The organism is Rhodococcus sp. PAMC28707 (assembly GCF_004795915.1).
Taxonomy (GTDB): domain Bacteria; phylum Actinomycetota; class Actinomycetes; order Mycobacteriales; family Mycobacteriaceae; genus Rhodococcoides.
The window spans coordinates 1313906-1327260 of the sequence record NZ_CP039253.1 but is presented as its reverse complement, the minus strand read 5'-3'; the positions used below and the strand labels follow the sequence as shown (position 1 = coordinate 1327260).

The 13355-nt window shown below is 63.2% G+C and carries 14 protein-coding genes; 7 read left to right on the top strand and 7 right to left on the bottom strand.

The window, feature by feature from the left end; all coding sequences use genetic code 11:
* Nucleotides 1-13 precede the first annotated feature (13 nt).
* Nucleotides 14-1255, top strand: coding sequence for an MFS transporter (locus E5720_RS05985; protein WP_210730022.1), 1242 nt, complete (start codon nt 14-16; stop codon nt 1253-1255).
* 3 nt (nt 1256-1258) lie between these two features.
* Here the strand turns inward: E5720_RS05985 and E5720_RS05980 are convergent, their stop codons facing one another.
* Nucleotides 1259-2461: a GNAT family N-acetyltransferase gene (locus E5720_RS05980; RefSeq protein ID WP_136169890.1), complete on the bottom strand. Its 1203-nt coding sequence runs from the start codon at nt 2459-2461 to the stop codon at nt 1259-1261.
* 38 nt (nt 2462-2499) lie between these two features.
* On the opposite strand from E5720_RS05980, the gene E5720_RS05975 reads away from it, so the two are divergent.
* Nucleotides 2500-3303, top strand: coding sequence for an RNA methyltransferase (locus E5720_RS05975; RefSeq protein WP_136169889.1), 804 nt, complete (start codon nt 2500-2502; stop codon nt 3301-3303).
* Nucleotides 3300-3569: a DUF2537 domain-containing protein gene (locus tag E5720_RS05970; RefSeq protein WP_136169888.1), complete on the top strand. Its 270-nt coding sequence runs from the start codon at nt 3300-3302 to the stop codon at nt 3567-3569. Before E5720_RS05975 ends, E5720_RS05970 begins: the two co-directional genes overlap by 4 nt.
* Here the strand turns inward: E5720_RS05970 and E5720_RS05965 are convergent.
* The 5 genes from E5720_RS05965 to E5720_RS05945 form a co-directional block, all read right to left on the bottom strand.
* Nucleotides 3526-4218: a hypothetical protein gene (locus E5720_RS05965; protein ID WP_247596182.1), complete on the bottom strand. Its 693-nt coding sequence runs from the start codon at nt 4216-4218 to the stop codon at nt 3526-3528. The genes E5720_RS05970 and E5720_RS05965 overlap by 44 nt on opposite strands.
* 96 nt (nt 4219-4314) lie before the next feature.
* A complete protein-coding gene (gene sepH, locus E5720_RS05960; protein WP_210729963.1) occupies nt 4315-5205 on the bottom strand; it encodes a septation protein SepH in 891 nt (296 codons plus the stop codon).
* 92 nt (nt 5206-5297) lie between these two features.
* Nucleotides 5298-5984 (bottom strand): rhomboid-like protein, encoded by a 687-nt coding sequence (locus E5720_RS05955; protein ID WP_136169886.1) that lies wholly within the window; start codon nt 5982-5984, stop codon nt 5298-5300.
* 86 nt (nt 5985-6070) lie between these two features.
* Nucleotides 6071-7192, bottom strand: a complete 1122-nt coding sequence (serC, locus tag E5720_RS05950; protein WP_136169885.1) for a phosphoserine transaminase — start codon at nt 7190-7192, stop codon at nt 6071-6073.
* Nucleotides 7193-7252: 60 nt separating this feature from the next.
* Entirely contained in the window at nt 7253-8371 is a 1119-nt protein-coding gene (locus E5720_RS05945; protein ID WP_136169884.1) for a citrate synthase 2, read from the bottom strand.
* Between the two features lie 154 nt (nt 8372-8525).
* On the opposite strand from E5720_RS05945, the gene pdxH reads away from it, so the two are divergent.
* From pdxH to E5720_RS05925, 4 genes are all read left to right on the top strand, one after another.
* The gene (gene pdxH, locus E5720_RS05940) at nt 8526-9143 is read left to right on the top strand and encodes a pyridoxamine 5'-phosphate oxidase (protein WP_136172473.1); all 618 of its coding nucleotides are present in this window, start codon (nt 8526-8528) and stop codon (nt 9141-9143) included.
* A 59-nt stretch (nt 9144-9202) separates the two neighbouring features.
* Nucleotides 9203-10138 carry an aldose 1-epimerase family protein gene (locus E5720_RS05935; protein WP_136169883.1) on the top strand — a complete coding sequence of 312 codons (936 nt, stop codon included), beginning with the start codon at nt 9203-9205 and terminating at the stop codon, nt 10136-10138.
* The gene (locus E5720_RS05930; RefSeq protein ID WP_136169882.1) at nt 10135-11073 is read left to right on the top strand and encodes a carbohydrate kinase; all 939 of its coding nucleotides are present in this window, start codon (nt 10135-10137) and stop codon (nt 11071-11073) included. Before E5720_RS05935 ends, E5720_RS05930 begins: the two co-directional genes overlap by 4 nt.
* 72 nt (nt 11074-11145) lie before the next feature.
* On the top strand, nt 11146-12444 hold the full coding sequence (locus tag E5720_RS05925; protein ID WP_136169881.1) for a citrate synthase: 1299 nt from the start codon (nt 11146-11148) through the stop codon (nt 12442-12444).
* An 81-nt stretch (nt 12445-12525) separates the two neighbouring features.
* Here the strand turns inward: E5720_RS05925 and E5720_RS05920 are convergent, their stop codons facing one another.
* A complete protein-coding gene (locus E5720_RS05920) occupies nt 12526-13308 on the bottom strand; it encodes a carbon-nitrogen hydrolase family protein (protein ID WP_210730021.1) in 783 nt (260 codons plus the stop codon).
* Nucleotides 13309-13355: the final 47 nt, after the last annotated feature.

The window sequence follows — 13355 nt, the reverse complement described above, 5'->3', positions numbered from 1 at the left end:
CTCTGCTTCCCCGATGTTCGCTGCATTGCGAACCCGCAACTACAGGTTGTGGGCGTCCGGGCAGATAGTTTCTCTGGTCGGAACGTGGATGCAGAGGGTGGCGCAGGACTGGCTCGTGCTGACACTGTCGGGCGGCAACGGCGTCGCTGTCGGCATTGTGATGGCCCTGCAGTTCGGACCGACACTGCTGCTGTCGGTGTGGGGCGGGGTGCTCGCAGATCGGTACGACAAACGAAAACTGCTGATGATCACCCAGGCCTTCGCGGCGGTCTGCGGGCTCGTGCTCGGTCTCCTCGACGTCGGCAATCTCGTCGAACTGTGGCACGTGTACGTCATCGCGTTCGTTCTCGGCTGTTCCTCCGCCATCGACGCGCCGGTACGCCAGTCGTTCACCATCGAGATGGTCGGCAAAGAGACGCTGGCAAACGCAATTGCGTTGAACTCCATGACCTTCAACATGGCACGCATCATCGGACCGGCCCTGTCGGGTGTACTCATCACGTTCATCGGAACCGGGTGGGTGTTCTTGATCAACGCTGCGTCGTTCGCGGCGGTATTCGGCGCTCTGGTCGCGATGCGATCTGCCGACCTCTTCCACGTCGAACGAGCCGCGCGCGCGAAAGGCCAGGTACGGGAAGGGTTCCGCTACGTGTGGGGCCGAGACGATCTACGCGTTCTCCTGGCAACGGTGTTCATGGTGTCGACGTTCGGATTGAACTTTCCACTCAGCCTGGCAGTGTTGGCTCGCAACACCTTCGGCAGCGGCGCCGACGCATACGGGTTGCTGTCGACGACTTTGGCCGTCGGAACGCTCGCAGGCGCGACCCTTGCGGCCCGTCGATCCGGCACGCCCCGACTGCGGTTGTTCATCGGTGCCGTCATCGCTTTCGGAGTGTTCGAAATACTCGTCGGACTGATGCCGAACTACACACTCGTTGCAATTCTGCTCGTTCCGACCGGAGCGTTGACTCTGACCTTCACCACCTCGGCGATGAACATTCTGCAGATGTCGGTGCCGTCGGAGATGCGGGGACGGGTCATGGGCATCTACATGCTGTGTTTCCTCGGCGGCACACCGGTCGGTAGCCCCGTGCTGGGCTGGCTCGCCGACGTCCTCGACCCGAGAGCTCCATTGCTGTTCGGTGGCGCAGTGTCGCTGATCTCGGGCGTCGGGGCGGCCGTCTACCTGATGAAGCACAACAATCTGCATCTTCGGATCGATCCTTGGCGGCGAACGAGAGTCGCCGCGACGTGAGGTCTAGAACCCCCAGCCCATGACCGACGCACGGTCGGTCGAGAACGCGAGATCCACCGTGTGCAACGCGTCCGAATCCCGGCTCCACAGGCGATTCGAGGCCGCGAATCTACTGGCACGATGAGTGCCGAAGTACAGACTGCTCAGCACATCGAGCTTCATCGACGCGTCGGCGGGAGCATCGGTTCGAGTCACGGTGGCACTTCCGGCACTGATCGTGACGTCGAAGGTTCCGCCGGCCTCGAGGAACGGATCCTCGACGTCGAGCACGAACTGCGCGTCGACGGCGTAGGTACGGGCTTCGAGGGCAGCTTCGACATTCATGACACGGCTCCACAGTGCGTCGTGGTGGCCGGTGATCTTCGGCAGGCGATTGTTCGTCAGCAGGAACGGCAACGGCTCGTCCGGGGCCTGACTGACCTCGATGGTGTCGACGAGATCGATCCCGACGAGCACCTGCCACATCTGGGCATACGCGTCGTCGGTGACGGCGATGAACTCCTGAACGACGACCTTGGTGTCGCCGGACATGTTTCGGCGGTAGGCGACGTAACCGTCCGGGTGAACCATGAAGAAGAGCGCGGTCAATCCTTCTCGAACGTTTTCGCGGTCGGCGAAGAAGCGCTCCCAACGGATGGGCGGCTTCGGTTGTGCGCCTGCCGTTTTGCGCTGCCAGCGATGGTAGATCTCGGGAAGCAGCGCCGACGCCTCGGTGGACTCCACCAATCGGACGTCGGTCACTGCGGGTACGTCCGGATGGAATTGGGCGAAGCGGCGATCGAGAACCACTCGGTGTTCCTCGGTGGCAGGCCCGTAGCCGAAGCGCCGGTAGATCGTGGCCTCGCTCGCCGTCAGCAGCGACAGGGGGGCGCCTGCTGCGTCGAGATTGCGATGCTGTTCGGTGAACATGCGCCGGAGGATTCCGCGTCGGCGATGTGTCGGTGCGACCGAAACCCAGGACACGCCCGACGCCTCCACCTGAGCGCCTCCCGGGACCGTCACGGACATGGGGAAGTGCATCGCCACCCCGACGGGCGTGCTTCCATCCCACGCCATTACGACATGACGCGAACTGGTGAGGATCTGCGTCTCGGCAAGATCCTCGGCATTCTGGTGTTCACCGAATGCATGCGCATCCAGAAGCGCGACGGCATCCCAGTCGTCGTCGGTTGCAGTCCTGACAGTGATCGTGCCCTCGGTATTCATCGCACTCGACCTTTCCATACAGATGCCAAGATGGACACGTGGTAAACGTAATCGACATCGACGACTCTGCCGATCCGCGACTGGACGACTTTCGCGACCTCAACTCCTCCGACCGTAGACCGGACCTCCCCGACGGGAAGGGGCTGGTTATTGCCGAGGGCGTTTTGGTGACCGAGCGGTTGTTGACCTCGCGGTTCCCGACGATCAGCCTGCTCGGCGTCGACCGCAGGCTCGTAGAACTGGGTTCACGCCTCGACGGGGTGGACGCTCCGTTCTATCGGACCAGTGCCGAGGTGATGGCCGACGTCGTCGGATTTCACCTGAACCGTGGCGTGCTCTCTGTGGCGAGTCGGTCCCCGGGACTCGACATCGCCGACGTCGTCCGCGATGCCAGGACGGTCGTCGTGCTCGAGGGCGTCAACGATCACGAGAATCTCGGAGCAATGTTCCGTAACGCCGCAAGCCTCGGCGTGGACGCCGTACTTTTCGGGGCGGCATGCGCCGACCCCCTCTATCGCCGTGTCGTACGAGTGTCGATGGGGCACGTACTTCGGGTTCCGTTCGCGCGCGTTCCCGACTGGCCGCGGGGCTTGAAGATTCTCCGTGACAGCGGCTTTCAGACCATCTCGTTGACGCCGAATCCGTCGGCGATTTCTCTTGCCGAGGCGATGACGGGGGAGAAGGTCGCATTGCTGCTCGGCGCCGAGGGACCGGGGCTGACCGAACATGCCATGCGCGCTACCGACGTTCGCGCACGAATTCCGATGGCGCCGGGTACCGACTCGCTCAATGTGGCCACCGCGGCTGCGATGGCGTTCTACGAACGGGTGCGCGTGCAGTGACCGAGCACGTCGCCTATACCGGCATTCCGGTCGCGCTCTTCGCAGCTGTCCTCGTCGGAGCCGCGCTGACAGCGTTCGGCCTCGAGCTCGCAGCCGTCAACGTGTTCCTGGCAGTGGGGATCAACTTGATCGTCGTCGGTGGAGCTGCACCGACCGTGCTGCGCTTTCGGCGCACGCCGCTGTGGCGGTGGCTGGTGTACGGAACCTGTGTCGGTGCCGTCCTCAGCTTCGTGGTTCTGGGGATTTCCGTCTCAACCACCGCATGATCGAGCGATCCGGCATCGGCTCGGGTGGGGCCTGGTCGGGTGGGGCCTGTTCGACCCGTCGGGGTTCCTGACCGGGCGCATACATGATGAAACCACACACCGGCAACGAGATCGGATCGAACTCGTCGCCGCGTGGCGCGCCGGTATAGCGATAGCCGAGCCATTCCGAGTTGGCGGCTTCGGCAAATTCCTGTGGGTGGAACGGAAGCGAGAGTGGGTCCGGCATGACGCCGTGCGGATAGACCAACGGGTGCTCTCCGGCCCAGAAGCGTCGTTCCCACACCAGCGGCAGACCGGAGTCCTCGTAGATGTAGATCGGAGTCGCGCTGAACGAACGTCGCAGGGTGCCGCGTTCCCAATACGCGAAAGCACCCCACGCCGTCTCCGGATCCGTCATTACGAGATACGTGCGCTCGGCCGCCAAAGGATGAATCCAGGGCTCGGGCAAAGTCGACGGAGTCGCGACGGTCAAATCGGCCGAACAGACCACGGTGACGCCCGGATATGCCCCGATGTAGATCTCGTCGGGGCCGACTCCAGCCACGGCCGACACCGGGGAAAGTTGGCTCGGTACGGCTACTCGATCGGGGAACAGGCGCCCGGCCAGCGCTGACGCAGTATCCCAGTCCGAAGTTGTAGAGGATCTCAAGACTGCGATCGGGTCAGGGGTATCTATGTACCAGACAGTCGATGCTTTGGCCCCCACTCCTGGCACCCTTCCCGATCGAACGTCAGCCCATCATGATCAATTGTGTCCACTGCTGCGGACGCCCAGCAGAACGTCCTCCCACGAGGGCATTGCGGGCTTGCCCTTCTTGTCCTTCTTCGGTGTAGGAGGCTCGTGCCGCTTCGTCTCGGCTACAGCGGGCACCGGGGGCTCGGCGACCTCTGGTGGGGTGCGCTCCGGTAAATCGATCTCCGGCGCGGGGTTCTCCGGTGCAGCGGTCGCGATCTCACTGTCTGCGGTGGTGCCGTAGTACTCGTCGAAGGATTCCTCGGATGTGTCTTCTTCGATTGCGAGCGATCGCACCGGAGCGAGTCCTCGCAGCTGCCGCCCGAAGTCCGGGTCGATCAGCTCCGCTGCCGCATCGTCGAGTGCGGTGATAGTGCCACCGTGGCCGTCGGGAAGGTATTGCCAATGCGCCTTGTTGGTCGTTCGGCCCGCCTGCCACTTCAGCTGAGCTACCCACTTGTTGTCCTCGTCGCGCCACGCGTCCCACGTTGCTTCGCCGAGATGGTGGCCGCGAGCGCGAAACGCAAGCGCGACGATCTCGGCCAAAGTCTGGACGGCAGGCCCGTCGTGACGAAGAGGGTGGCCGGCTTGCGCCATACTGGATGCCTGGGACCGTTCGAGAAGTACCGGATGGGCGAAGACCTCGACCCGGCTCAATGCCATTCCCGATTCGTTTGCAACCTGTTCGACGGTGGCCCCGCCGCGGATACGAGCCTGGATCTCCCTGGGCCTGAGCACACTGTCCATTTGGATCTCAATCTGTCCTAGTCGAGCGATGTCGCCGCGGGAGGCCGCGCGGAGCTTGTCGTCGGCTGGAAGCCGGAATTTGTCGCCGGTGGTTGGATCTGCGCAAATGACGTGCTGACCGTCGGGTTCGAGACCGACCACACGTAGATCTCGCACCTTGACCTCCTCATCGCGCCGACTCGCGATATCGTCCTGCTCGACAGTAATCCAATCGTGATCGACGGTGTGTATCCGACACGCATCCGGCATCACCGATGCTCGTGACTCATGAGCGTAGTCATTGCAGTGTCCTGCTGTGGTTGTTCGGTGATGGCAGCATCAAAGGTGTTGGCGCCCTTGGCTATCGAGTCCGCTCGGATGTAGTGGGCACCGAGCGTGAACCCGATAGTCAGCGCAGCGATGTGTCCGAATGCCGTAAAGGTCGGGTCGGAGATCGCGGCGACCGCCACGACCGCTGCCCATCCCACCGCCCAGGCAATGCGCCAAGAGCGGTGGAGATATCGAATCAACGACCCGGCAACCGCAGCAGCGGCGTAACTCACTCCGACATCGATCGCCATGGTGAGGGAGTCGGCGAGCCAGTCCGCGTGGATGCCGACGAACAGTCCGATCGCCACCAACGCCGTCGCTCCGACATGTCCGAGCAGGAAGGTACAGAGAAATCGCCTCGACCCGGACACCCATTCGGCCACGGCGAACAGGGCGGCAACCGAGGCAAGCCACAACCAGTTCACTTCCCCGTCGGTCAAGAACACGCTGGCGACGAGAGTGGCGATATGGCCGTCGGAAAGATTGTGCAGATTGGTGCTCGCCTCGCGGAGTACGTGCCACTGGGCGCGGGGGCGGAGCTGGGACAGAAATATCGCCGAAGCGATGGCAAGCGCGAGATACGCGATGGTGACACGCAACCTCGACAGAAGCGCGGAAACGGTCATCGGGCGCTCCCTCCGAGGTCGTTGCGCTTGCGAACGTATCTGCAAGTGTAAGCCTCGTCGGCAGCGCCCGAGCTGTGAGCGTTCTGCTAACTCAGTGTGGAAACGACCCAATCGATGCTCTTGGTCAGTGCCGTGACGTCGTCCGGTTCGATGGCCGGGAACATCCCGACGCGCAACTGATTGCGCCCGAGCTTGCGGTAAGGCTCGGTGTCGACGACGCCATTGGCGCGAAGAACCTTGGCTACCTGAGCAGCGTCGACCTTCTCGTCGAAGTCGATGGTGCCCACGACCTGGCTTCGGTGTGCCGGGTTCGACACGAACGGAGTAGCGAAGTCGCTCTTCTCCGCCCAGTCGTACAGGCGCGAAGACGAGTCCGCTGTGCGCTTGGTCGCCCAGTCCAGACCACCCTGGCTGTTGAGCCACTCGATCTGATTGGCGAACATCAGGAGCGTCGCCACTGCGGGGGTGTTGTAGGTCTGGTCCTTGCTGCTGTTGTCGATCGCGATCGGCAACGACAGGAAGTCCGGAACCCAACGGCCCGAAGTCTGGATTTCACTGACGCGCTCGAGTGCAGCCGGGCTCATCAACGCAACCCACAGGCCACCGTCGGCAGCGAAGCACTTCTGCGGAGCGAAGTAGTAGACATCGGAGTCGGCAACGTTGACCGGCAGACCGCCCGCCCCCGACGTCGCATCGATCGCGATGAGTGCGTTCTCGGAACCGGCAGGCCGGCTCACCGGGATTGCGACGCCCGTCGACGTCTCGTTGTGGGCCCAACCGATCAGGTCGACCGACGGATCCGAGGTGGGCTCGGGAGCACTGCCTGGTTCTGCCTTGACGACGATCGGATCGCCGATGAATGGGTTGTTCTTGGCGACCGAGGCGAATTTCGAGCTGAATTCGCCATTGGTGAGATGGAGGGACTTCTCGCGGATGAGTCCGAAGGCCGCGGCATCCCAGAATGCGGTGGTGCCACCGTTGCCGAGAACGACCTCGTAGCCGTCGGGCAGCGTGAACAGGTCGCGCAGGCCACTGCGCACCCGTGCGACGACGTCCTTGACGGGTTTCTGGCGGTGGCTGGTGCCGAAGACGGATGCGCCGACGTCGACCAAGGACTGCAGCTGCTCAGGGCGAACCTTGGAGGGTCCGCAACCGAACCGTCCGTCGGCTGGCAGGAGTTCGGTGGGAATGATCGGCAATTCGGCCATTGAGTAGCGCATCCTAGCGTCGTGGGGGATATGGCACCTACAGGGTAGTCGGACCCGTACTCAGGCGATCTGGCCCCACCCGTCGACGGATTCGGGGATGCGGGGCGCAGGCCCGGTATAGATGGCTGCCGGGCGTACGAGCTTTCCGAGTCGTTTCTGTTCCATGATGTGCGCGCACCAGCCGGCGGTGCGGCCACAGGTGAACATCGCGGGCATCATGTGCGGGGGAACCTCGGCGAAATCGAGGATCACCGCGGCCCAGAACTCGACGTTGGTTTCGATTGCGCGGTCCGGGCGACGTTCACGCAGTTCGGTGAGCGCGGCCTGCTCGAGCGCGGCAGCGGCCTCGTAGCGGGGTGCACCGAGTCGCTTCGCGGTCGCGCGCAGCACCCGGGCACGGGGATCCTGGGCGCGGTAGACACGGTGCCCGAAGCCCATGAGCTTTTCTTTGCGGTCGAGAATTCCCTTGACGAGTCCGCGGGGATCGTCGGTCTTCTCGACCTCTTCGATCATCGGCAGTACTCGAGCCGGTGCGCCACCGTGCAACGGGCCGGACATGGCGCCGATCGCTCCGGACAGTGCCGCGGCGACGTCGGCTCCGGTGGAGGCGATGACTCTCGCGGTGAACGTCGAAGCATTCATCCCGTGCTCGGCCGCGGAGACCCAGTAGGCGTCGATGGCCTCGGTGTGGGCCGGGTCCGGGTCACCCTTCCAGCGAGTCATGAAGCGGGCGGTGACGGTTTCGCACTGATCGATCTGCTTCTGCGGCACCGCCGGCTGGTGGATTCCGCGAGCGGACTGTGCGACGTAGGACAGTGCCATCACGGACGCGCGGGCGAGCTGGTCGCGGGCGGTGGCGTCGTCGATGTCGAGTAGCGGCTCGTAACCCCAGATCGGTGCGAGCATCGCAAGACCTGCCTGGACGTCGACGCGGACGTCACCGGTGTGGACCGGGAGCGGAAACGGCTCGGCGGGCGGCAGCCCCGAGCCGAATTTTCCGTCGACGAGCAGTGCCCACACGTTGCCGAACGTCACACGCTTGGATACGAGGTCTTCGATGTCGACGCCGCGATAACGCAGTGCGCCGCCGTCTTTGTCCGGTTCGGCGATGTCGGTGGTGAAGGCGACGACGCCCTCGAGGCCACTGACGAAATCTTCGGGGACCTGTTGAACAGCCATTGCCTGGACTCTCCTCGTAACCGTAGTGCCCGGCTCCAGCCGTAGTGCCCGGTCCGGGCCGCGTCCGGGCTTTCTCTTCAGGGAGAACTTTAGCCGGTCGTACTCGGGAGTAGCGTCTGGGTTCGTGCCGAACCGAGAACCACACCTTGCTGATTTGCGTGTCGACTACGGCACGGACACCGACCTCGACGTCGGCCGACTGCACAGCGGTTGGCTGCCGGTGGCGCAGGAGTGGTTGACCGAGGCCATCGAGGCCGACATTCCCGAACCGAACGCACTGGTCCTCGCCACCGTCGATGCCGCGGGACATCCGTCCACGCGCACGGTCCTCTGCAAGGGCCTCGACGTGGACGGCGTCGTCTTCTACACCAATTACGACTCCGACAAAGGCAGGCAACTCACCCACACGCCGTATGCGTCCGTGACGTTCCCGTGGATCGGTATCGGGCGTCAGCTGACCATTCGGGGCGCGGTCGAGCGAGTGTCCGCCGAGAACACGGCCGAGTACTTCGCATCTCGGCCGCGGGGATCGCAGTTGGGTGCATGGGCATCGCAACAATCGCGCCCGGTGAGTTCGAGGGCCGAGCTCGAGCAGGCACTCGAGAATGTGGACCGAAAGTTCGACGGCCAGGTGGTGCCCGTTCCTCCGCACTGGGGTGGGTTTCGGGTCCTGCCCGACACCGTCGAGTTCTGGCAGGGCCGAACAAACCGTCTGCACAACCGAATTCGCTTCACGGTCGCGACGTCGGTAGTCGAGCGACTACAGCCGTGACCTGCCTGCATTCGCTATAGAGACTCCTGAGAGGACTCCCAGCGTGGACAATGACACTCATGCCTGACGAACGAAGCGCCAGCGAGACCTACCGGTTGGTCAGTGGGAAGTATCGAGCCGAGATCGTTTCCACGGGTGCAGGCCTGCGGATGCTCGAGTTCGACGGCTCGCCGCTGACCGAGACGTTTCAGTCAGGTGAGAAACCGCCCCTGTCGGCCGGTTCGGTCCTCGCGCCCTGGCCGAACCGAGTCGCCGACGGCAGATTCACTTTCGGCGGTATCGAGCATCAGCTCGAGATCACCGAGCCTATCCGTAACAACGCCAGTCACGGATTCGTGCGAGGTGCCGAGTGGACTGTCGTCGATCGGGCGGACGCCCGCGTCGTACAAACGGTGGACATCGGTGAGCAGAAGGGATGGCCGTATCCGTTGACGTTGACCGTGGCGCACGAGCTGACACGCGATGGCTTGGTCGTCACAGCCACCGCGGAGAACGTCGGAAGCACCGCTGCGCCGTTCGGTATGGGTTTTCACACGTTCGTTCGCGTCGGGGACGTTCCGTTGGACGAATGCACCCTCGAGTTCTCGGCCGGCACCAGGTTGCAGCTGGATCCCAAGCGCATGCTGCCCAACGGACCTTCCGTCGAGACTGCCGGTACGGAATACGACTTCCGAACGCCGAGGTCGTTGAAGGGGGTCTGGCTGGATACTCCCTTCAGCGCCGAATTGCCCGACGTCGACGGCCATGCCCAGCACATTCTCCGGGCACCGGACGGGACCGCGACGGTGCTGTGGACCGACCGTGAATTCGACTGGGTGCAGGTCTTCACGGCCGATCCTGCGCACGATCAGGCGTATCCGGATCGGGGTCGAGCGTTGGCCATCGAGCCGATGACGTGCCCGCCCGACGCGTTGAACTCCGAGATCGATCTACTGGTTATGCAACCCGGACAGTCGTGGTCCGGGTCTTGGGGAATGGGGCACCGGTCAGCGTGACGATTCTTGTCTGCGGCGAAGCGCTCGTCGACCTCGTACCCGTGCACGAGGGCCCGTTGTTGTCGCCGAAGCTCGGCGGGGGACCGTTCAATGTCGCGGTAACTCTCGGTCGGCTCGGTTCCTCGGTCGCCTTTCTGTCACGGGTGTCGACGGATCCGTTCGGTGAGCAGATCCTCAACAGCCTGCGCGACGCCGGTGTCGACACTTCCTGGGTGCAGCGAGGGGCGGAACCGACGACGCTGGCGATGACGACGCTTGCCGACGACGGGAGCGCGCAGTACTCGTTCTATGCCGACGGCACGGCCGACCGTCTCGTATCCGATCCTCGCCAACTCCCCGAAGACATCACCGCGCTGTCTTTCGGCACATTGTCGCTGCTCTACGAACCGGGGGCTTCGGTGTACGCCGCGCTGCTCCATCGTGCCCACGACGCCGGGAAATTGACGATGCTCGACCCGAACATCAGGCCTGCGGCCATCGACAGTCCGAGCGGGGACATCACCGCCGACGGTTTCCGAGCGAGATTCAAGACCTGGCTGCCCGCCGTCGACATCTTGAAGGTCTCGGAAGACGATTCCCACTGGCTGGGATCAGGTCCGGAAGGTACTTCGGTCGACGATTGGCTCGCGAGCGGTGTCACTGCGGTGGTGATGACTCGCGGCGGAAACGGCATATCGGTGTTCACCGCGAAGGGCGAGATCGGCGTGCCCGGAGTCTCGGTGGATGTAGTCGACACCATCGGTGCAGGTGACACTGTTCACGGCGCTTTACTCCGCTTTTTGGAAGAGGAGAATATTCTCACATCTGGAGCATTGAGCGAGATGATCAAGGAAGAGTGGGAGCGAGCACTGAGATTTGCCGCACGGGCCGCAGCCATCACGGTTTCGCGTCCGGGGGCAGACCCTCCGTGGTCGTCCGAGGCGCCGAGAGACTAGATTTCTCTATCGACTGAAGATTGTTTCCGATCTAAGTACATGTCCGTTACCAGAGTTCGAGAGGGACCATTCGTGCCCGCTGAGAATGAAGCAAAAGCCACCCTCACCTATCCCGGTGGCGAACACGTCATGTCCATTGCCAAGGCAAGTGAAGGCAATGACGGTATCGAACTGGGAAAGCTGCTGGCTAGCACCGGCTACACGACGCTCGACGGTGGTTTCGTCAACACTGCGTCGACGAAGTCGGCCATCACCTACATCGATGGTGACAAGGGAATCCTGCGTTATCGCGGGTACCCGATCGAACAGCTTGCCGGTAAGTCTTCGTTCATCGAGGTCAGCTACCTGCTGATCTACGGCGAGCTGCCCACGGATGATCAGCTCGAGACCTTCACCGACAAGATCCGTCGACACACGCTGCTGCACGAGGACCTCAAGCGGTTCTTCGACGGTTTCCCGCGCAACGCGCACCCGATGCCGGTGTTGTCGAGTGCCGTCAACGCACTGTCGGCGTACTACCAGGATTCGCTGGACCCGGACGACCCCGAGCAGGTGGAGTTGTCGACCATCCGCTTGCTGGCCAAGCTGCCGACCATCGCCGCGTACGCCTACAAGAAGTCCGTCGGTCAGCCGTTCCTGTACCCGGACAACTCGAAGAGTCTCGTGGAGAACTTCCTGCGTATGACGTTCGGCTTCCCAGCCGAGCCGTACGAGGTCGATCCCGAAATCGTCAAGGCACTCGACATGCTTCTCATCCTGCATGCCGATCACGAGCAGAACTGTTCGACGTCGACGGTTCGTCTCGTCGGTTCCTCGGATGCAAACCTGTTCACGTCTATCTCCGGTGGCATCAACGCACTGTGGGGTCCGCTGCACGGCGGCGCCAACCAGGCAGTCCTCGAGATGCTCGACAAGATCAAGGCCGAGGGCGGCGACGCAACCGACTTCGTCAATCGTGTCAAGAACAAGGAAGACGGCGTGAAGCTCATGGGCTTCGGGCACCGCGTCTACAAGAGCTTCGATCCGCGCGCGACGCTGGTCAAGGAAACTGCACACACGATCCTCTCGAAGCTGGGCAACGGAGACGAACTCCTCGACATCGCACTCAAGTTGGAAGAGACCGCGTTGACCGACGACTACTTCGTCGAGCGCAAGCTCTACCCGAACGTGGACTTCTACACCGGACTGATCTACCGCGCGATGGGCTTCCCGCCGCGGATGTTCACGGTGTTGTTCGCCATGGGCCGGCTCCCCGGCTGGATTGCGCACTGGCGCGAAATGCACGAGGACCCGACCACCAAGATCGGGCGTCCGCGTCAGATCTACACCGGTTACACCGAGCGGGACTACAAGGATCTCGGTTCCCGCTAGTAGAAGAACCCTTACGAAAGCCGCCGCCTCCGGAAGGAGTCGGCGGCTTTCGTCGTATCCGTCGAGGGCAAGTGTCGAGGGCTAGAACTGCCGACGGTTTGCCAGCACCGGTAGTTTCGCGCGGATCGGTGCTACGAGTGCGGCATCGATATCTACGGTGAGTAGCCCAGGTGTGGCGTCGAGTTCACCGAGAATTTCCCCGGTCGGGGAGCTGACGACGCTGTGGCCGACGCCCAGTGGGGCCGTGCCCCCGGTGTTGTCGGGTTCGGCCTGATCACAGGCGGCGACGAAGGCCGTGGAGTCGAGCGCACGTGCTCGTGCCAGCAGTGACCACTGTTCGACCTTGCCGGGACCGGAGCCCCAGGATGCAGGAACGACGATAAGTTCCGCACCCAGATCTCCGAGCCGCTGGAACAGCGCCGGGAACCGCAGGTCGTAGCAAGTGGCGAACCCGACGGTGACGTCGTCGATCGTGAGAACCAGTGGATCGGACCCAGGTGCGACGGTGTCGGATTCGGCGAAGCCGAAGGCGTCGAACAGGTGGATCTTGTCGTAGTGTGCTTCGGTGGTGGGGCCGGTGATCAGCAAGGTGTTGCCAACTCTGCCGCTGTCGGCCGGGGTGAACATGCCTGCCACGACGGTGATACCGATCCGCTGCGCGATCTCGCGGACCGCGTCGGCCCACGGGCCGTCCAGGGGTTCGGCGATGCCTCGAATCGGACCCGAGAAGGATCGCATCATCGCCTCGGGGAACACGACGAGTGATGATCCGGCTGCGTAAGCGGCACGGGTGTATGACTCGATGATCTTCAGATTGTCGGCCGGTTCGGTACCGCTGGTGACTTGCGCGAGGCTGATCCGGATCGTTCTGCTCATCTTCGATCTCCTGATTCTCGTTCATCGAGTGCTGT

Bases quoted from the DNA above. Each gene is read 5' to 3' on its own strand.
- E5720_RS05985 (WP_210730022.1), top strand. From the start codon at position 14: ATGTTCGCTGCATTGCGAACCCGCAACTACAGGTTGTGGGCGTCCGGG.
- E5720_RS05980 (WP_136169890.1), bottom strand. From the start codon at position 2,461: ATGAATACCGAGGGCACGATCACTGTCAGGACTGCAACCGACGACGAC.
- E5720_RS05955 (WP_136169886.1), bottom strand. From the start codon at position 5,984: ATGACCGTTTCCGCGCTTCTGTCGAGGTTGCGTGTCACCATCGCGTAT.
- serC (WP_136169885.1), bottom strand. From the start codon at position 7,192: ATGGCCGAATTGCCGATCATTCCCACCGAACTCCTGCCAGCCGACGGA.
- E5720_RS05945 (WP_136169884.1), bottom strand. From the start codon at position 8,371: ATGGCTGTTCAACAGGTCCCCGAAGATTTCGTCAGTGGCCTCGAGGGC.
- E5720_RS05935 (WP_136169883.1), top strand. From the start codon at position 9,203: ATGCCTGACGAACGAAGCGCCAGCGAGACCTACCGGTTGGTCAGTGGG.